Source organism: Bordetella genomosp. 13, assembly GCF_007679965.1.
Classification (GTDB): domain Bacteria; phylum Pseudomonadota; class Gammaproteobacteria; order Burkholderiales; family Burkholderiaceae_B; genus Bordetella.
On sequence record NZ_VEHL01000007.1, the window covers coordinates 82263 to 101398 of the forward strand.

Consider the following 19136-nt stretch of genomic DNA (forward strand, 5'->3'; position numbering starts at 1 on the left):
ACCATGCTCATGCTGTCTCCGATCTCGGAATGGTTTTTATCAGCAGCATGGTAGGTGGCCGCCGCGCCGCACGCCATGCCCGGGGCGGCATAGCAGCTATGCATGGCGATCCGTCGGGCGGCGATCCGTCGGGCGGCGATCCGAGGGGCCGACCTTTATGGCCTGCGCGCGCCCGCGACGCAAGAGATCAGTCCGCCTTCGCCCCCGATTCGCGGATAACCTTGGCCCATTTCTGGCCATCCACGCGGATGCGTTCCGCGAATTCCTGCGGCGAGCTGTGCGTGGTCTGGATGCCGTAGGACGCCATGCGCTGCACCATCTCGGGCGCGGTCATCACGGCCTGCAATTCCTTGTTCAGGCGCTCGACGACGGGCTGCGGCGTATGCGCCGGCGCCAGCACGCCCGACCACAGGCTGACCTCGTACTGCTCGAAGCCGGGGGTCTCCGAAATCGACGGCACCTGCGGCAGCACGGGCAGGCGCTCGCGCCGCGTCACGCCCAGCGCCTTGATCTTGCCGTCCTTGACCTGCTCGATGAAGTTGGACGAGGTGTCGATCATCATCGAGATGCGGCCGGCAAGGAAGTCATTGATGGCCCCCGAGGTGCCCTTGTACGGAATGTGCCGGATATCGGCCTGCGCAATGGACTTGAACATCTCGCCGGCCAGGTGGCTGGTGGTGCCGTTGCCGGACGAGCTGAAGGTAAGTTCGCCCGGATGCTGCTTGGCGTAGGCGGCCAGCTCGGCCACCGAGTTCACCGGCAGCGACTTGTCGACCACCAGCAGGTTCGAGGTCAGGTTGGTCATCGCGATGGGCGCGAAACTGGACTGCGGGTCGTAGCGCAGCTTGGGATACAGCGACGGATTGATCGTCAGCACGCCCATGGTGGAGTACAGCAGGGTATAGCCGTCGGGCGCGGCGTTGGCCACGGCCTCCGCGCCGATCGAGCCGCCGGCGCCGCCGCGGTTCTCCACCACGACGGACTGGCCCAGCCTGTCGCCCAGGCCCTGCGCCAGGGCCCGCGCCATCAGGTCGGTCGCGCCGCCCGCGGGAAACGGCACAACCAGGCGGATGGGATGGTCGGGATAGCCGGCCGCCGACGCGGCGCCGGATGCGCCGATGCAAAGGCCCAGAATGGCGAATGCGCGCACGAGTTTCATGCTGTCTCCTGTCTTCTATGGGTTTTCTACAGACGGCATGGTAGTGGCCGGCGGCACGCGGCGGCAGGCGCGGGACGGCAAAGCAGTTATGCAACGCGGCGCGGCTGTGGCAAGGCGGTGCGGCAGTGCTGCATGGTCGCCGGCCGGCAAGGCAACCGGCCCTACCCCGCCCGGGCGTTAGACTGGCATGGCCCAGCCACGCGCCAGCCTGCCCTGGCCTTTCCCCCACTGACCGAGGCACGATCTTGACCCAGGACATCTCCGCCAGCGAACTCGCCAGGCAGTTCGCCTTCCTCATCGAACTGGACAAGCTCAAGTCCGTCCTGCGGCAATCGCCGCTGATCGACCGCAGCCGCAAGGAGAACTCGGCCGAGCATTCCTGGCACCTGGCCATGTTCGCGCTGGTGCTGTCCCGGCACGCCCAGGACGTCGACGCCCTGCACGTGGTCAAGCTGCTGCTGGTGCACGACGTGGTCGAGATCGACGCGGGCGATCATCCCTTTCACGCACCGGGCGAGGCGGCCGCCGCGATCGAGACCGCCGAACAGGACGCCGCGCGCCGCATCTTCGGCCTGCTGCCCGCCGGGCAGGCCGAGGAACTGGCCGCGCTGTGGCACGAATTCGAGGCCGCGCAGACGCCGGAGGCGATCTTCGCCAAATCGCTGGACCGGTTGCAGCCCTTGCTGATCAACACGCTGACGGGCGGCGGCACCTGGACCGAGAACGGCGTCACGCGGCAGCAGGTCGAGGAACGCTACGGGCCCGTCATCGCGCGCGGTTCCGCGCCGCTGTGGGAAGCCGCCCGCGAACTGGTGCGCGCGCATTTCGCGAAGACCGGGTCCGAAAATTGAACGCTCGGAACACGGCGTAGACGCTGCCGAAAAAGGCACTCCCTGGTCGATACCGTTTGATCCACCGCGCCGAATGGCCGCTGTCGGCGCGCGCGGCGTGGGTGGTGGCGCAGCTGCGGCGGCATTTCCCGGGCCGCGGCAAGCGGTAGCCGCTCGCCATGCGCGCCCGCCGCAGGCTGGTCTAGTTCTGCGCGGCAGCCACCGGCGCCCGCTGCTCCATGAACAGCTCGGCGATCACGCCGCGCAGCCAGCGCGTGCCTTCGTCCTGGTGGCTGCGTTCGTGCCAGAACTGCTTGACCTCGAAGCCAGGCGGCGTCTGCAGCGGCAAGGGCAATATCTTGATGCGGCGCTGCGGGGCCATGATGCGCGCCACCGTGCTGGGAATCACGGCCAGCAGGTCGCTGGTCTCGATGATCTCGGGCACCACCGTGAAATGCGGCACGCGCAATGCGATGTGGCGCCGCAGGCCCTGCTTTTCCAGGTACTGCTCGATCAGGGTGGTGGTGGACGATTGCGGCGAGACGCGGCTGTAGCGCGAGCCCGCGGGCTCGATCATCACGTGCGATTCCGCGGCGAACTGCTCGATGCCCAGCCGCTGGCCGATGCGCGGATGGCCGGCGCGCATCAGGCACACGTAGTGGTCGCCGAACAGCCGCTGCTGGTAGAAGCCCGCCGACAAGGCCGGCAAAAAGCCGATGGCCAGGTCCGCCTCTTCGGCCTCCAGTGCGTCGCGATAGCCTTCGCGCGGCCGCTGCAGCACGCGCAGGCCGATGCCCGGGGCCACCGCCGTCAGGTGCTTCATCAGGCGCGGCAGGAAGACCACCTCGCCCAGGTCGCTCAGCAGCACCTCGAAGATGCGCCCCGATTGCGCGGGATCGAAGGGCACGGCGTTCTGCAGCCCGGCCTGCAGCACCGACAGGCCGGCCCGCACGCTGGGCGCGATGCGCAGCGCGAACGGCGTGGGTTCCATGCCGGTCTTGATCCTGACGAACAACGGATCGCCGCACAGCTGCCGCAGCCGCACCAGCGCATGGCTCATCGACGGTTGCGACAGGCCCACGCGCAGGCCCGCCCGCGTCACGTTGCGCTCCTGCATCATTGCGTCGAATGCCACCAGCAGATTCAGATCGATGTTCTCGATGTTCATCGTTGTGTCCGTAGCGCGATCCCGTTCGCGGCGGCGGCGCGGCGCATCAGGTGTCGAAGCGGTTCACCCCCTGCCGGCCGGACAGCACGCCCGTGGAAATGATCATCCGCTGCATCTCGGAGGATCCTTCGGTGATGGTGCGGCTGCGCGCGTCGCGGAACATCAGTTCCAGAGGCAGCTCGCGCGACAGCCCCATGCCGCCGTGGATCTGGATCGCCCGGTCCACGACCCTGACCAGCATCTCGTCCGCGTACAGCTTCACCGCGGACGCCTCCAGATGATAGTCCAGCCCCTGCTCGGCCTTCCAGGCGGCATGGTAGACCATGGCGCGCGCCGCATGCAGTTCCACTGTGGAATCCGCGATCATCCACTGGATGGCCTGGCGCTGGGCCAGCGGCAGGCCGAAGGTCTGGCGCGCGTTGGCATAGGCGATGGCCAGCTCCAGCGCGCGCTGCGCCCGCCCGATCGCCTTGGGCCCATGGATCAGGCGGCCCATGTCCAGGAACTCGCGCGCCAGCTCCCACCCCTTGCCGACGCCGCCCACGATCTGCGCGGCAGACACCCTGACGTCGTCGAACAGCAGTTCCCAGGGCCGGTCCGGCGACATCAGTTCGAAGCTCTGCCCCAGCCGCAGCCCCGGCGTGCCGCGGTCGACCAGGAAGCACGACACGCCCACGTCCTTGCCGTCCACCAGCGTGCGCGCGAACAGCTGCACGAAATCGGCCTTGTCCGCGCCGGTGATGAATATCTTGGCGCCGTTGATGACGAAGTCGCCGCCGTCGGCCACGGCGGTGGTCTTCATGCCGGCCGGGTCCGAGCCCGCGCCGGCCTCCGTCAGCGCGAAGCAGGTGCGCCTGCTGCCCTGCACCACCGGTATCAGGTACTGCGCCCGCTGGCGCTCGTCGCCATGGAACAGCACCGGGCCCAGATACGGAGTGAAGACCGTCGGGGCGCGGAACGACGGCACGTTGCAGCGTGCCAGTTCCTCGAAGACGACGCACATGCCGATCACGCCGACGCCGCCTCCACCCACGGCTTCCGGCAGGTCGAAGGCCCAGAAACCCAGTTGCCTGGCCTTGTCCTGCAATGCCTGCCTGACGTCGTCGGGGATGTCCGGCTCGTCGGCGTAGCGGGCCTCCAGCGGCATCAGTTCCTCGGCCACGAAGCGGCGGGCGGAGTCGCGCAGCTGGCGCAACTCGGGCGGCAATTCGAAATCCATGCGGGGCTCCGTCGTTCAGTCCAGCCTGACGTTCAAGCTGCGGATGATGTGCTCGTACTCGTGGCGGTCCTGCTCCAGGAAGCGCGCGAAGGCCTCTGGTCCCTGGCCCAGCGGCTCCAGGCCCACGCTGGTGATGGATTTCTGCTGGAACGCGGGTTCCGCCACCACCTGCCGCACGTCCTCGGCGATCTTGCCGACCACGGCGGGCGGCGTGCCGGCCGGCGCCAGCAGGCCGAACCAGGACTGCGCGACCATCGCGGGAAAGCCCAGCTCGGCGAACGTGGGCGTATCCGGGAACGCCGCGACGCGCTGCGGCGCGGCCACCGCCAACAGGCGCACCTTGCCCGAGCGAACCATGGGGATGGAAGGCGGCACGCCCACCATCGCCATGTTGATCTGCCCGCCCACCAGGGCCGTCATGACGTCGGCGACGCCCTTGTACGGCACGTGGTTCAGCTCGATGCCGGCCTGCTCGGAGAAGGCCGCGGCATCGAGATGCGCCTTGCTGCCCTGCCCGTAGGATCCGTAGGTGACATGGCCGGGCCGGGCGCGGGCCTGCGCCACCAGTTCCTGCAGCGTGCGCGCGGGAAAGTCGTTGCTGACCAGCAGGATCTCGCGCGTCTGTGCCACGCTGGCCACCGGCGTGAAATCCTTGACCGGGTCGTACGACAGCTTGCGGTACAGGTACTGGTTGGCCGATACGGTGGGGTCGTTGGCCATCAGCAGCGTGTAGCCGTCCGGCTGGGAACGCGCCACGTACTCGGCCGCGATGATCGTGTTCGCCCCCGGCCGGTTCTCGACCACGACCGGTTGCGACCAGCGCGCGCCCAGCTCCTGCGCCAGCCCGCGGGCCAGCACGTCGGCCAGCCCGCCCGCCGTGAAGGGCACCACGATGCGCACCATCTTCGTGGGGAAGCCCTCGTCCGGCGCGGCCTGCGCCGCCCCCACGACCAACGCGGCGACGCCCGCCGCCAGCATCCTGACCATCTTCATGCCTGTCTCCTCCTGTCGTTGCGATGGCGTCAGGCGACCTGCCGGCCGCTCTGCCAGTACGGGGCCCGCAAGGCCTTCTTGTCTATCTTGTTGGTGCTGGGCAGGCGCGGCAGCGCCTGCATGAACTCGATGCTGCGCGGCTTCTTGTAGCTGGCGATGAGGGCACGGCAGTGCTCGACCAGCGCCGCCTCGTCCGCCCGCGCGCCCGGTTGCAGCGCGACGAAGGCCTTGACCGATTCGCCCCATTTCTCGTCCGGCACGCCGATGACGGCGGCCTCCCTGACCGCCGGGTGCAGCAGCAGGGCCTCCTCGACCTCGCGCGAATAGATGTTCTCGCCGCCGGAGATGATCATGTCCTTCTTGCGATCGACGATGAACAGGTAGCCGCCGTCGTCGAAGTGGCCCAGGTCGCCGGTCTTCATCCAGCCGTCCGCCAGCGCCTCGGCGGTCTCCCGCGGCTTGCGCCAGTAGCCCTGCATCAGCGCGGCGGAACGCATCTGGATCTCGCCCACCTGCCCGTCGGGCAGCGCGGCGCCGTCCTCGCCGACGATGCGGATGTCCACGCCGAGGATGGGCTGGCCGGCGGACGCCATGCGCGCCGCCTCCGCCGCCGAGCCATCCGGCAGGTGCTGGTGCTTGAGCAGCACCGTGCCCGGCCCGTGCTCGGTCATGCCGTAGGCCTGCATGAATATCGGCCCGAACGTGGCGCGGGCCCGCCGCGACAGGGCCACCGACATGGGGGCCGAGGCATAGCAGACCATCTCCAGGCTGGACACGTCGTAGGGCGTGGCCGCCTGCACGTCGACCATGGCCTGGATCATGATGGGCGCGAAGTGCGCCGCGGTGACGCGATGCGCCGCGATGCTGGCCAGGATCTCGTGCGGATCGAACCTGCGGTGCAGCACGATGGTCGCGCCGCATACCAGGTAGCTCAGCAGCTCGGTAGTGCCGCCGATGTGATACATCGGCATCACCACCAGCATGCGGTCGTCCTGTCCGGCCGAGTGGGTCAGCGCCAGCATGCGCGCCTGCTCCACCTGCGCGGCATTGCCCAGCATGACGCCCTTGGGCACGCCCGTGGTGCCGCTGGTGTAGATGAGGAACAGCGTGTCGTCGTCGCGGGCGCGCCAGGGCGGCGGCGCGTCGCTGGCCTGCGCCAGGACGTCCTCGTAGCCGTCGGCATGCGGCCCGCGGCCCAGGCACAGCACCCGGGCCCGCGCGGGCAGATCGGGCCGCAGCGCCGCCACGCGCTCGGCATACTCGGGGTCGTGCACCAGCAGGCCGGGCTCGCAATCGCGCAGGATCGCGGCCTGGTCGGCCTGCGCCAGCCGGTAGTTCACGCCCACGGCGATGAACCCGCAGGCGCCCGCCGCGGCGTACAGCTCCAGGTACTCCGGACAGTTCTGGGCCAGGATGGCGATGCGGTCGCCGCGCCGCAGCCCCATGCCGGCCAGCGCGTGGCACAGCCGCCGGACCCGCCCGGCGAACTCGCCGTGGGTGATGCGGCGCCCTTCGAAGATGAAGGCGGGGTGGTCCCGATAGCAGCGCGCGTTGCGCTCGATGACGTCGCCGAGAATCATGCTTTCCGTTCCTCCGTGGCCAGCAGCAGCATGGTGCTGGCATAGCCTTCCTGGACGATGCGCGACTGAGTGTCCAGCAGCTCGAAATGCCGTTCGACGATGGCGCGCGCGCCGCCCGAGGCCATCCGCTTCGCGCTGATGGACGTGCGCACGTGCACCGTGTCGCCCGCGACCAGCGGACGCCGGTACTGCCATTCCTTCAGGCCCAGCGCGCCGATCACGGGCTCGGCGAACTCGGGCAGCCGGGTCGACATGCCCATCGCCAGCAGGATGCCGTAGGGCCCGTGGAACATGGGGCCCGGCACGCCGTGCTCGCGGCAATAAGCCTCGTCGGCGTGGATGGGATGCCAGTCGCCGCTGAGCATGCACGACAGCGACAGGTCGGCCTGCGTCAAGGTCCGGCCCGTGCTGCGCCAGCTCGCGCCGACGATGAGGTCGTGATAGGAGACGGGATTCATGCGGCCACCTTGAAGTCGTCCATCGCCGCCCAGTCCACGCGTTCGCACACGGAGGCCCAGTCGGGCAGGGCGACCTCGCCATCCACGACGCGCGGCGCGTCCGCGATGAACTGCTCGCGCATCGCCAGGAACCAGGTCAGTTCGGCCGGCAGCAGCGGCCTCGGCATGGTCGAGGCGAATTGCAGCCCGGCCCAGGTGCCCAGCGCGCTCTCGCCCATCAGCCCGGCCACCGCATCCGCGCCGACGGCATGGGCCAGGTGCTGCATCTGCCACGCCTGGCTCAGCCCGAAGCGGCCCGGCTTGATGCTCAATGCCCGGGCGCCGCGCTCCAGGAACAGGCGCGCGTCGCGCGCATCCGTCATGCCGAAGTCCACCAGCAGCGGCGCGTCCACGGCCTGTTGCAGCAGCGAGAACTCGCGGTCCGGCGAGAAGGCGCAGGGATCCTCGACCACCAGTGCGCCCGCGTCGATCATGGCGCGCGCATAGGTCTCGGCCTGCCCGACCGGATAGGCGCCGTTGGCGTCCACGTACAGCGCGACGCCGTCGCCCGTGGCCCGCCGGACCGCGGCCATGCACGCCTGGTCCACCGCCAGGCCCTGCCCACCCTTGATCTTCAGCGTACGGAATCCGTGGCGCGCCACCATGTCGCCCGCCTCGCGCGCCATCGCCTCGGGCGGCTGGCGCGTCACGGCCCACGACACCGGCACCTTGGCGCGCCCCATGCGCTGCCGCCACAGCGGCATGCCCGCACGCGCGGCCAGCCAGTCCCAGCACGCGTTGTCGATCAGGGCCTTGGCCGGCGCATTGCCGGGAATGGCGTCGAGCGACGCCCGCAGCTGGCGCGGATCGGACAGGCCCTGCCCGCGCACCAGCGGCTCGAAGATCTCGGCCAGCACGCTGCACAGGCTGGCCGCCGTGGCGCCGACCCAGGTCGGCTTGACGGCCAGCTCGGCGGCGCCCGCGCAGCCGGATTCGGTCTCGATGCGCAGCACCACGAACGTGGCGCCCGTCTCGGTCACGTCGCTCCATTGCACCGCGCGGGCATAGGCCAGCTGCCGCACGTACACCGTCCAGCCCGTGACGGGCTCGGCATCGGGGATCATGGCGTCCATCAGTCCGTCTCCGTGCCGAAGGTGTCGATCAGCGCCTTCCACTTGGGCGACTCCACCGCCACGAAGGCCTCCAGCTGCGCGGCGTCCAGGTAATGCGGCTCGGTGCCCAGCTGGGTCAGCCGGGCCTGCATGTCGGGCTGCTGCACGATGCGCGCGATCTCCGCGCTCAGGCGCGCCGACGCCTCGGGCGGCGTCCCCTTGGGCGCGAACACGCCATACCAAGCCAGCGCCTCGAAATCGGGATAGCCTTCCTCGGCCACGCTGGGCACCGACGGCGCCAGCGCGGTGCGGTCGCGCGAGGTCACCGCCAGCGCCCGCAGCTTGCCCGCCTGCACCTGTGGCAGCACGCCCGGCAGCGTGAAGAAGGTCATCGAGACGTTGCCCGCCATCACCGCCGTGACCGCCTCGGGCCCGGTGTTGTAGGGCACGTGCTTGATCTGGATCCGCGCCATGTTCTGCAGCATGGCGCCCGCCAGGTGGCCGGACGTGCCCCGTCCCGCGGACGAATAGGTCAGCTCGCCTGGCCGCTGCCTGGCCAGCGCCACCAGCTCGGCCACGGACTTGACCGGCAGGTCGGCGTTCACCACCAGCATGTTCGGCGCCACCGCCACCATGGCCACCGGCGGCACGTCGCGCATGGGGTCGTAGGTCAGGTTCTTGTACAGGTGCGGTCCCACCGAATGCGTGGGACTGCCGCTGACCAGGAACACATGGCCGTCGGGCCGCGCGCGGGCCACCTGGGACGCGCCCAGATGGCCGCCCGCGCCGGGCTTGTTCTCCACCACGAAGGGCTGGCCCAGCGCCGCGCCCAGCTTCTCGGCCAGCGCGCGCGCCAGGATGTCGGCGGTTCCGCCGGCCCCCGACGACACCACCAGGCGCACCGGCTTGTCCGGCCAGGCGGCGTGCGCCATGGGACACGCCAGCGCCACCACCAGCGCGGCGGCGGCGCGCACGCGTTGCATGCATGTGTTCATGTGAGGCTCCTCTCGATGCACCTCAGACCACGCCGGCCTGGTGCAGGCTGTGCAGCTCTTGTTCCGTCAGGCCTGCCTCTTGCAGGATCCGGTCGGTGTGTTCACCCAGGTCGGGCGGGGGCATGAAATCGCTGCGGTTGTCGCCGTCGTAGCGGATCGGCCGGTGCGCGGCGCGCAGGGCGCCGTGGCGCGGATGCACCTGGTCGTAGAACACGCCCTGGTGCAGCACCTGCGGGTCGTCCTGCAGCTCGTCCAGGCGGCGTTCGGGCGTGAACGGCACGTCGTGCTGCGCCAGCCGGGGCGTCCAATGGTCGCGGTCCTGCTGCGCGAAGGTCTCCGCCAGCGTCCGGGCCAGCTCGGGATACCGCTCGACGCGGTCCAGGCGCGTGGGATACGCGGCAAGCAGGTCGGGGCGCTCGAGGGCCGCCACCAGCCCGCGCCAGAACTTCTCCGGCGAGGACAGGTGCAGGCCGATGCGGCGCTGGTCGCGGCAGGTCACGATGTACGACTGCGACATGGCCGCGCGGCCGTACAGCGTGGGCGCCTGCCCGGTCGCCAGCATCGCGCCCAGCGGCTCGCAGGCCAGGGCGATCATGGACTCCAGCATGCTGACCTCGACGTGGCGTCCCTTGCCGGTGCGCGCGCGCTCGACCAGCGCGCCCAGGATGCCCAGCGCGGCATACAGGCCAGCCACCGCGTCGGAGACGGCCGGCCCGGCCACCTTGGGATCCGCCCCGGCATGGAACATCGACAGCCAGCCCGAGGCCGCCTGGCCCACGTTGTCGTAGGCGGGCCGGGACGCATACGGCCCGCTGGAGCCGAAGCCGGTGATCGAGCAGTACACCAGGCGCGGATTGAGCGCCTGCAGCCGCCGCGCGCCCACGCCCAGCTTCTCTTCCACGCCGGGGCGCATGTTGAGGATGATGGCATCGGCCTGCGCGACCAGCCGGTCCAGCACGGCCAGCCCTTCGGGCCGCGCATAGTCCAGCGTCAGGCTGCGCTTGTTGCGGTTGTGCGCCTGGAACTGCGGGCTGTAGAGCCCCCCCTTGAACGAGCGGAACGGATCGCCCGCGCCGGGCCGCTCGATCTTGATCACGTCGGCGCCCAGTTCGCCCAGCAGCATGCCGGCCAGCGGCGCGGTGATGAAGTTGCCCAGGTCCAGGACCCGCATGCCATTCAGCACTGTCATCGCGCGGCTCCCAGCTCGGCCTGCAGGAACTGCCGCGTGCGGTCGTGCGCCGCGTCGGCGTCCTCGGCCGCGCCGCGCGTGTAGAAGCCATGGTCGGCCTGCGGATAGCGGTGCAGCACGGCGCGCGGCGCGGGCGGCAGCGCCGCCTCGATCCGGTCCACGGCCTCGGGCGGCGCGTAGCGGTCGCGGCCGCCGTAGTGCAGCATCAGCGGGCAGCGCAGCGCGGCGGCCTCGTCCAGGTGCTTCTCGATGCCCACGCCGTAGAAGGCCACGGCGGCGTCGATGTCCAGGCTGGCCGCGGCCCGGTACGCCAGCTTGCCGCCCAGGCACAGCCCCAGCACCGCCACGCGGCCCGAGACGCCCGGCATGGCCCGCGCGTGCGCCACCGTCCGGCCGATGTCCTCGATTCCAGCCGCCTCGTCGAAGCGTTCCAGGTACTCGAAGGCGCGCGCCACGCCGGCCTTGTCGTGGGCCAGCTCGACGCCGGGCTCCAGGCGCCAGAACAGGTCCGGCGCCAGCGCGAGATAGCCTTCCGCCGCATAGCGGTCCGCCACGGCGCGGATCGTGTCCGTCACGCCGAAGATCTCCTGCAGCACGATCACCGCGTGGCCATTTGGCACATCGGGAACGCTTTTGTAGGCCTGGAAAGCGCGGCCGTCCGCCGCCCGGATGGGCTCGATGGGGGAATGCATGGAATCCTCGTTGGCATCAGGCCAGGTAATTGCCTTTCAGAATCTCGCGCGCGATGGAGTTGCGATGGATCTCGGTGGTCCCGTAGCCGATGGACATGCCGCGCGCATCGCGGAAATAGCGCTCGAAGGGATACTCCTCGGCCAGGCCATAGGCGCCGGCCAGCTGCATCGCCTGGTTCGTGACCCGCACCGCCATCTCGTTGGCGTAGGTCTTGGCGATGGACACCTGCGCCACGGAATGCACGCCGCGGTCCAGGCTCACGGCGGCCTCGTACACCAGCGCGCGCGCCGCCTCGATGTCGATGGCCATGTCGGCCAGCTTCCATTGCAGGCCCTGGTTGTCGGCCAGCGGCCGGCCGAACTGCACGCGGTCGTTCAGGTGCTGCACCGCATGCGCCAGCGCGGCCTGCGCCAGGCCCAGGCAGATGGGCGGATTGCCGATGATGCGGTCGGCGTCGAGCACCTGCAGCAGGTCGCGCATGCGGCCCGCGGGCAGCAGCAGGTTCTGGGCCGGCACGCGACAATCCTGGAACACCAGCTCGGCCATGCCCGTGCCGCGCAGGCCCAGCAGGTCCAGGTGGCGGCCCACCGAGAACCCCGGCGTGGCGCGTTCAACCAGCACGGCTCCCACGCCCTTCATGCCCGGCTCGTCGGTCAGCCGCACCAGTACCAGGAACACGTCGGCCACCTGCGCGCCGCTGCACCACAGCTTGGCGCCGTTGAGCACGTAGTGGTCGCCCTGCAGCACCGCCCGCGTCTGCACGTTGCCGACGTCCGAACCGGCATTGGCTTCGGACATGCTCCAGGCCGCGTACCGCTCGGCCTTGGCGAACGCGGGCAGGTAGCGCCGCCTGGTGTCCTCCGATCCGATGTGCAGGATGGCGCGCGGCGTGGCGCCGTCGGTGCACGAGAACAGCATCGCGGTGTTGGCGCAGGCACGCGCCAGCTGCTCCACCACCAGCACCGTCTCCAGCAGGCCCAGCCCCGCGCCGCCGTATTCCTCGGGCAGGAAGATGCCCGTGTAGCCATGCTCGGCCAGCACCTTCAGGTTCTCGGCCGGCGGCCGGTACTCCTTGTCGGCGCCGGCCGCAGCCGGCGCGAACTGCTTCTGCGCCAGTGCGCGCACCGTATCGCGGATAAGCCGCTGCTCTTCAGTCAATTCCACTATTCGCCCTTTGCGCCCGTCAGTTTGATGATGCGGCCGTACTTCACCGATTCCTCCTCCATGAAGCGCGCGAACGCCTCGGGGCTGGACGGCGCCGCCTCGACGCCCAGCTGGTCCAGCTGCTCCTTCAACTCGGGACTCTGCAGCGCGCGCCGCATCTCGGCGCTCAGCCGCGCCACGCGCTCGGGCGGCGTCGACGCTGGCGCCACCACGCCGTACCAGGTCATGAATGCGAAATCGGCCAGGTCGGCCTCGGCCACCGTCGGGATGTCGGGCGCGATGGACGAGCGCTTCGGCCCCGACACCGCCAGGCCCTTCAGGCGGCCGTTGCGCACCTGCGGCACCCCCGTGGACATGCCGGTGAACATCACGTCGACCTGCCCGCCCATCACGTCGGCCAGCGCCGGCGCCACGCCCTTGTAGGGCACGTGCACCAGGTCGATGCCCGCCAGCGCGCGGGCCCACTCCATGGCCAGGTAATGCGGCGTGCCGTTGCCGATCGACGCGTAAGTGATCTTGCCGGGCCGTGCGCGGGCGGCCTCGATCAGTTCCTTCACCGAGGACGGCCCCGTCCTGGGATTGGCCACCAGGATGAAGGGCACGGAGACCAGCTGCCCGACCGGCGCGAAGTCCTTGCGCGAGTCGTAGGACAGCTTTTCACCGAAGAAATACGGATTGAGCACATGCGAGTCGGTGACCAGCCCGATGGTGTAGCCATCGCCCGGCGCGCGGGCCACGGCGTCGGTGCCGATGATGGTGCTGGCGCCCGGCCGGTTCTCGATGATGACAGGCTGGCCCAGGCTGTCGGACATGCGCTTGCCGACGGCTCGCGCCACGATGTCCGTACCCCCGCCCGCGGGATACGGCACGATGAAGCGGATCGGCTTGTCGGGCCACTCCGCGTGCGCGGCATGCGCGCCCAGCAGCAGTCCCAGGGCGGCCGCGGCGCGGGCCCATTTGCGTGCGATCGACATGGTGTCTCCTAGCGTCCGGCGTCGCCGGGGGCCGCGTCCTGGCGGCTGGCTTCTTCTTCGGTGCGCAGCCAGATCTCGCGCGCGATGGGATTGCCCTGCTCTTCCACCAGGTGCCCCACCAGCCCCACCGCCCGCCCGATCACGGCGATGCCGCGCGCGGCCTTCCACGAAATGCCCAGCTCGCAGCACAGGGCGCCGATGGCGCCCGTGGCGTTCACCGGCAGTTCCTTGTCGTAGGCGGCTTGCGCGTGGCGTCCGATGGCCTGCATCAGCTCGACGTAGCGGCCCGCGTGGCCCTCCTGCGCCGCCACGTCGAACAGCCGCGCCGTGCGCGGGTCCAGCGGCTTGTGCAGGTTGTGTCCCAGCCCCGGTATGGAGCGGCCCTTCGCGCGGAAGTCGGCCACGACGTCGCGGGCCAGCGTGTCGGCGTCCTTGCCGTCGTGCCTGTCCCAGGCCTCGTGCAGCATGCGGGCGGCGCCCTCGGCGGTGCCGGCGAACGTGGTGCCCATGCCGCACAGCCCGGCCGCGACGGCGGCCTGCAGGGATTCCGGCGCGCCCAGGTAGACCAGCCGCGTGGCGATGGCCATGGGCGTCATGCCATGTTCGACCAACGTGACCAGGATGGCGTTGAAGACGCGCGACTGGTGCGCGTCGGGCAGCCGCCCCGTCATCTCCAGGTAAGCCATGTCGCCCAGGTTGAGCGTGCCGATCACGTCCTGGACCAGATCATGGCCCTGGACGAAGATGCGGTCGGGCGTGCTGCGGCCCATGCCGCTGCGGATGGGCTTATTGTGCTGATCCATGCTGTCTCCTGCCCCTTTCTCGGTGGGGCGCGTGGCGGGCGACATCGGTCACCTCTTGGAGACGAAAGATAGGCCGTGCCGTCAGACCCTGTCCAATAGACGGCCGTGATTCCCTGTATGCATGAAACGCATAGTCCTCGACGCGGCTCAGGCCGCGCCCGGCAGTGCCATCTCGAACCCCGCCTTCGCCAGCTCGAACTGGCACTGCGCGAAGCCGGTGGCCGGCACGACTTCGCCGGCCCGGTCGCGGACCTCGTCCAGGCGTGCGGCGATGCGCGTTGCCGCGCCGGCGTCGATGTCCAGGCGTATGCCCCGGGTCATGGTGATGTGCGCCGCCTCGACGCTGCCGCCGCCGGCCAGCAGGATGCAGCGGGTGGGCGCATCCTCGGCCGCCAGCGCGACCAGCGCCGGGCTGACGGCCGCCGGCGAAAGGCGCGCCAGGGCCTCGGGCGTCAGCACGCCCTCGGTCATGCCGGTGGCCGCGGTGGGCGCCAGGCAGTTCACGCGGATGCCGTATTTCTCGCCTTCCAGGGCCAGGGTCTGCATCAGGCCGACCAGCGCCATCTTGGCCGCGCCGTAGTTGGCCTGGCCGAAGTTGCCGTACAGGCCGGAGGACGAGGTGGTCATCACGATGCGGCCGTAGCGCTGCGCCCGCATGGTTTCCCACACCGCCTTGGTGCAATGCACCGAGCCCATCAGGTGCACGTCCATCACCTGGCGGAAGTCTTCCATCGACATCTTGGAAAAGCTCTTGTCGCGCAGGATGCCGGCGTTGTTGACCAGGATGTCGATCCTGCCCCATTGCTCGATGACGCCGGCGATCATGTCCTGCACGCCGGCGTAGTCGGTCACGTCGCCGTCCGCCAGCATCGCCCGGCCGCCATGGCGCACGATCTCTTCCACCACGGCGCCGGCCGGCGATCCCGGGCGCGACGCTCCGACGTCGTTGACCACCACGCGCGCGCCGTGCCGCGCCAGCTCCAGCGCGTGCGCGCGGCCCAGGCCGCTGCCGGCCCCGGTGACGACGGCGACGCGGTCCTGCAATGACTGCTTCATGATCTCTTCCTGATGAAAACGGGCGGACTCAGAATCCCACGGCCTGCCGGCCCTTCAGGCCCAGCATGGCGCGGGCTTCGTCGGGCGTGGCGATCTCCAGCGACAGCGCCTCGAGAATGCCGCGGATGCGGGACACCTGCTCGGCGCACGACCTGGCCAATTGTCCCTTCGCCAGGTACAGGCTGTCCTCCAGCCCCACGCGCACGTTGCCGCCCAGGATGGCGCCCATTGTCACCAGCGGCATCTGGTGGCGGCCAGCGCCCAGCACCGAGAAGCGGTAGCCGTCGCGCCCGAACAGGCGATCGGCGGTGGTCTTCATCGTCGCCAGGTTCTCGGGGTCCGGCCCCATGCCGCCCAGGATGCCGAAGATGCTCTGGATGAACAGCGGGCCCTGCACCAGGCCCTCGTCCACGAAGTGCGCCAGGTTGTACAGGTGGCCCAGGTCGTAGCACTCGAACTCGAAGCGCGTGCCGCATTCCTCGCCCAGCACCTTCAGGATGTGGCGGATGTCGCGGAAGGTGTTGCGGAAGATCAGGTCCTCCATCCCTTCCACGTAGGGCTGCTCCCAGTCGTGTTGCCATTGCGCGATGCGCCGCGCGGCGGGATGGATGGAGAAATTCATCGAGCCCATGTTCAGCGAGCACATCTCGGGTTTGGCGCGCAGCGGATAGGCCAGCCGCTCTTCCAGCGTCATGCGCGTGCTGCCGCCCGTCGTGATGTTGATGACCGCGTCGGTGGCGTCGCGGATGCGCGGGATGAACTGGTCGAAGACCGCCGGGTCGGCCGTGGGCCGGCCGTCGCGCGGATCGCGCGCGTGCAGGTGCAGGATGGCGGCGCCGGCCTGCGCGGCCTCGATGGCCTGCTCCGCGATCTGCTCGGGCGTCAGCGGCAGGTACGGCGACATGGTCGGCGTATGGACCGACCCGGTGACCGCGCAAGAGATGATGACTTTGTCCTGTTTGCTTTTCATGTCGATATCGGTGTCAGGGATCAGGGTGGAGGCCGGCTCGCGCCGGCTACACGGCCAGCCATTGGGAGACCAGCGACTCGTTCTCGCCCAGCTCCTTCGGACTGCCTTCGAAGACGATGCGGCCGTGGCCCATCACGCAGACGCGCGTGGCGACCTTCAACGCGATGGTCAGCTTCTGCTCGACCAGCAGCACGGACACGCCCTTGCGGTGCATGTCCTGGATGCATTCGCCGACCTGCGCCACGATCATCGGTGCCAGGCCTTCGGTGGGCTCGTCGATCAGCATCACCAGCGGGTTGCCCAGCAGCGAGCGGCAGATCGTCAGCATCTGCTGCTCGCCGCCCGACATGCTGCCGGCCTTGGTGTTGCGCCGCTCCTTCAGCCGCGGGAAATAGTCGAACATCTGCTCGACGGTCCAGCGGTGCGCGCCGGGCACGGGCGGCTGCTGGCCCATGTGCAGGTTCTCGTCCACCGTCAGGTTGGCGAAGACTTCGCGCTCCTCCGGCACGTAGGCCACGCCGGCGCGGCATATCGTGAACGGACGCGCGCCCGCCAGGTCGCGGCCGCGCAGACGCACGCTGCCGGCCGTGGGCGCCACCAGGCCCATGATGGCCTTCATGGCCGTGGACCGCCCCGAGCCGTTGCGGCCGAGCAGGCTGACCACTTCGTCGCGCGCCACGTGCAGGTCCACGCCGTGCAGCACGTGGCTCTTGCCGTAGTGCGCATGCAGGCCCCGCACGCTGAGCAGCGTGGAATCGTCATGGATCATTGATTCACCTCCCCGCCCAGGTACGCCTCGCGCACGGCGGCATTGGCGCGGATCTCGTCGGGCGTGCCCGTGGCCACCACCTGGCCATACACCAGCACGCTGATGCGGTCGCTCAACGCGAACACCACGTCCATGTCGTGTTCGACGATCATCAGCGTGCGGCCGGCCGCGGCCTTGCGGATCAGGTCGGACGTGTATGCCGTCTCTTCGTGGGACATGCCCGCCATGGGCTCGTCCAGCAGGATCAGCCGCGGATTGGACGCCAGTGTCATGGCGATCTCCAGCGAGCGCTGCTCGGAGTACGCCATCTCGCCGGCGATGGTGGACGCCTTGGCCGCCAGGCGCACGTCGTCCAGCAACCGCAGCGATTCCTCGCGCACGCGGACGTCGCGGTCGGCGAACTTCCAGAACGTGTACTGCAGGCCATGCGCGCGCATCACCGCCAGCCGCACGTTCTCGAACGTGGTCAGGCGCGGGAAGATGTTGGTGATCTGGAACGAGCGCGCCACGCCGCCCCGGTTGATCGCGCGCGGCGAGCGGCCCGCGATCTCGCGGCCCTCGAAGCGGATCGATCCGGACGTGGGCGCCAACTGGCCGGACATCAGGTGGAACAAGGTGGACTTGCCCGCGCCGTTGGGCCCGATCAGCGCGTGGCGTTCGCCCTCGCGCACTTCCAGGTCCACCCCGCGGATGATCTCGGTGGGACCGAAGGACTTGCGCAGGCCCTGCAGGTCGAGGATGGTCGGCATCATGCGATCTCCTTCACGGCCGGCCCGCCGCGCGATGTCGATGCCGCCGGCGTCTCGCAGGCCGCCAGCCGCCTGCGGCAGCCCCAGGCCAGCAGCGCTCCCGCGGCCAGCAGCAGCACGGGCACGCCCCAGGTGGCCACGGAATCGACCTGCCAGGCATGGCCCAGCAGCTCCACGGGCGGCCACGGTCGGGTCGGCTCGAGCCGCAGCATCGACCGGTATTCCTGCGAGAACAGGCGCTGCAGCATTTCGACGACGAACACCGCGCCCGCGCCCAGCGCGGCCACAGAGGCCGCCGCCATCGCGTACACCGGCGCCATCCTGGCCGGGCCATGGCGTTCGACAAGCCTGCCCGCCAGGCCCGCGAGCCCGCTCAGTCCGGTGGGCATGAACATCATCACCAGCACGAACAGGATGCCCTGGTACAGCAGCCACGAGCGCGTCAGGTCGGACACCGCATAGCCGAAGAACGTCATCAACGCCGCGCCCAGCGCGGGCCCCAGGAAGACCTGCACGCCGCCGATGTAGGTGTTGAGCACCGCCGCGGCGGACAGCGCCGGGTCGAACACCACGTAGTTGGCCGACTCGTTGGAAATCACCTGCAGGCTGCCGGCGATGCCGCTGAACATGGCCGACAGCGCGAACACCAGCGTGGCCACGCCATGCACGTGATAGCCCAGGAAGCGCAGCCGGTGGCTGTTCTCGCGCAGGCCCAGCGTCAGCCGGCCCAGCGGGGTGCGCGTGTACAGGTACAGCAGCGCCAGCGACAGCAGCACCCAGGCCAGCGTCAGGTAGTACACCTGCGTGACCGAGCCGAAGTCGAAGCCCCAGGCGGGCATGCGCATGGTGGACATGCCCGCCTCGCCGCCGAACACCCCCTTCAGGTGGGGCGCCAGCGAATGCACCAGCTCGGCGATGGCCAGCGTGATCATGGCGAAATACGTGCCGCTGCGCTGCGTGGCGAACCAGCCCGCGATGCCGCCGAAGACCAGGCCCGCCACCGCGCCGGCCAGCGGCATCAGCGGCGTGGGCAGCAGCCCCGCGCCGCCGATGGCGTTCATGGCATGCACCGTGGCGAACGCGCCGACGCCGAAGTAGGCGGCATGCCCGAAGGACAGCATGCCCGCCTGCCCGCACAGCAGGTTGTAGGCGCTGGCGAACAGCGCGGCGATCAGCATCTGGATGGCCGCGTTGAGCAGGCCCGCGGACAACAGGAACGGCAGCGCCGCCAGCAGCGCGATGCCCGCCAGGCAAAGGATCAATGTGTGCTTCATCG

Annotated in this window: 19 protein-coding genes; 1 reads left to right on the forward strand and 18 read right to left on the reverse strand. The window is 69.8% G+C overall.

Annotated elements, in window-relative coordinates; all coding sequences use genetic code 11:
• Positions 1–187: 187 nt before the first annotated feature.
• Complete coding sequence (locus FS845_RS17210) at positions 188–1159, reverse strand: Bug family tripartite tricarboxylate transporter substrate binding protein (RefSeq protein WP_144637514.1); 972 nt, start codon at positions 1157–1159, stop codon at positions 188–190.
• A gap of 245 nt (positions 1160–1404) precedes the next feature.
• Here FS845_RS17210 and FS845_RS17215 point away from each other — a divergent pair, with 245 nt between their 5' ends.
• Positions 1405–2010 (forward strand): HD domain-containing protein, encoded by a 606-nt coding sequence (locus FS845_RS17215; protein ID WP_260986323.1) that lies wholly within the window; start codon positions 1405–1407, stop codon positions 2008–2010.
• A gap of 181 nt (positions 2011–2191) precedes the next feature.
• Here FS845_RS17215 and FS845_RS17220 read toward each other — a convergent pair whose 3' ends face one another.
• The 17 genes from FS845_RS17220 to FS845_RS17300 all read right to left on the reverse strand — a co-directional run bounded on the left by FS845_RS17220 (position 2192) and on the right by FS845_RS17300 (position 19134).
• A complete protein-coding gene (locus FS845_RS17220) occupies positions 2192–3157 on the reverse strand; it encodes a LysR family transcriptional regulator (protein ID WP_144637517.1) in 966 nt (321 codons plus the stop codon).
• A gap of 46 nt (positions 3158–3203) precedes the next feature.
• Positions 3204–4376 carry an acyl-CoA dehydrogenase family protein gene (locus tag FS845_RS17225; protein WP_144637519.1) on the reverse strand — a complete coding sequence of 391 codons (1173 nt, stop codon included), beginning with the start codon at positions 4374–4376 and terminating at the stop codon, positions 3204–3206.
• A gap of 15 nt (positions 4377–4391) precedes the next feature.
• The gene (locus FS845_RS17230) at positions 4392–5369 is read right to left on the reverse strand and encodes a Bug family tripartite tricarboxylate transporter substrate binding protein (protein ID WP_144637520.1); all 978 of its coding nucleotides are present in this window, start codon (positions 5367–5369) and stop codon (positions 4392–4394) included.
• A 29-nt stretch (positions 5370–5398) separates the two neighbouring features.
• Positions 5399–6949 carry a long-chain-fatty-acid--CoA ligase gene (locus tag FS845_RS17235; RefSeq protein WP_144637521.1) on the reverse strand — a complete coding sequence of 517 codons (1551 nt, stop codon included), beginning with the start codon at positions 6947–6949 and terminating at the stop codon, positions 5399–5401.
• Positions 6946–7407: a MaoC/PaaZ C-terminal domain-containing protein gene (locus FS845_RS17240; protein ID WP_144637522.1), complete on the reverse strand. Its 462-nt coding sequence runs from the start codon at positions 7405–7407 to the stop codon at positions 6946–6948. The genes FS845_RS17235 and FS845_RS17240 overlap by 4 nt, the downstream gene beginning before the upstream one ends.
• A complete protein-coding gene (locus FS845_RS17245) occupies positions 7404–8519 on the reverse strand; it encodes a mandelate racemase/muconate lactonizing enzyme family protein (RefSeq protein WP_144637523.1) in 1116 nt (371 codons plus the stop codon). Before FS845_RS17245 ends, FS845_RS17240 begins: the two co-directional genes overlap by 4 nt.
• Positions 8519–9493, reverse strand: a complete 975-nt coding sequence (locus tag FS845_RS17250) for a Bug family tripartite tricarboxylate transporter substrate binding protein (RefSeq protein ID WP_144637524.1) — start codon at positions 9491–9493, stop codon at positions 8519–8521. Before FS845_RS17250 ends, FS845_RS17245 begins: the two co-directional genes overlap by 1 nt.
• 22 nt (positions 9494–9515) lie before the next feature.
• Positions 9516–10682 (reverse strand): CaiB/BaiF CoA transferase family protein, encoded by a 1167-nt coding sequence (locus FS845_RS17255; protein WP_144637525.1) that lies wholly within the window; start codon positions 10680–10682, stop codon positions 9516–9518.
• A complete protein-coding gene (locus tag FS845_RS17260) occupies positions 10679–11374 on the reverse strand; it encodes a dienelactone hydrolase family protein (protein ID WP_144637526.1) in 696 nt (231 codons plus the stop codon). Before FS845_RS17260 ends, FS845_RS17255 begins: the two co-directional genes overlap by 4 nt.
• A gap of 16 nt (positions 11375–11390) precedes the next feature.
• Positions 11391–12539 carry an acyl-CoA dehydrogenase family protein gene (locus FS845_RS17265; protein WP_186332319.1) on the reverse strand — a complete coding sequence of 383 codons (1149 nt, stop codon included), beginning with the start codon at positions 12537–12539 and terminating at the stop codon, positions 11391–11393.
• Positions 12539–13513: a tripartite tricarboxylate transporter substrate binding protein gene (locus FS845_RS17270; protein ID WP_144637528.1), complete on the reverse strand. Its 975-nt coding sequence runs from the start codon at positions 13511–13513 to the stop codon at positions 12539–12541. The genes FS845_RS17265 and FS845_RS17270 overlap by 1 nt, the downstream gene beginning before the upstream one ends.
• Positions 13514–13521: 8 nt before the next feature.
• On the reverse strand, positions 13522–14316 hold the full coding sequence (locus FS845_RS17275) for a citryl-CoA lyase (RefSeq protein ID WP_144637529.1): 795 nt from the start codon (positions 14314–14316) through the stop codon (positions 13522–13524).
• Between the two features lie 147 nt (positions 14317–14463).
• Positions 14464–15372 carry an SDR family NAD(P)-dependent oxidoreductase gene (locus tag FS845_RS17280; protein WP_144637530.1) on the reverse strand — a complete coding sequence of 303 codons (909 nt, stop codon included), beginning with the start codon at positions 15370–15372 and terminating at the stop codon, positions 14464–14466.
• Between the two features lie 28 nt (positions 15373–15400).
• On the reverse strand, positions 15401–16342 hold the full coding sequence (locus FS845_RS17285) for a 3-keto-5-aminohexanoate cleavage protein (protein ID WP_144637531.1): 942 nt from the start codon (positions 16340–16342) through the stop codon (positions 15401–15403).
• Positions 16343–16388: 46 nt separating this feature from the next.
• Complete coding sequence (locus tag FS845_RS17290; protein WP_409929311.1) at positions 16389–17108, reverse strand: ABC transporter ATP-binding protein; 720 nt, start codon at positions 17106–17108, stop codon at positions 16389–16391.
• Positions 17108–17863, reverse strand: a complete 756-nt coding sequence (locus tag FS845_RS17295; RefSeq protein WP_144637534.1) for an ABC transporter ATP-binding protein — start codon at positions 17861–17863, stop codon at positions 17108–17110. Before FS845_RS17295 ends, FS845_RS17290 begins: the two co-directional genes overlap by 1 nt.
• Complete coding sequence (locus FS845_RS17300) at positions 17860–19134, reverse strand: branched-chain amino acid ABC transporter permease (protein ID WP_144637537.1); 1275 nt, start codon at positions 19132–19134, stop codon at positions 17860–17862. The genes FS845_RS17295 and FS845_RS17300 overlap by 4 nt, the downstream gene beginning before the upstream one ends.
• Between the last annotated feature and the right edge of the window lie 2 nt (positions 19135–19136).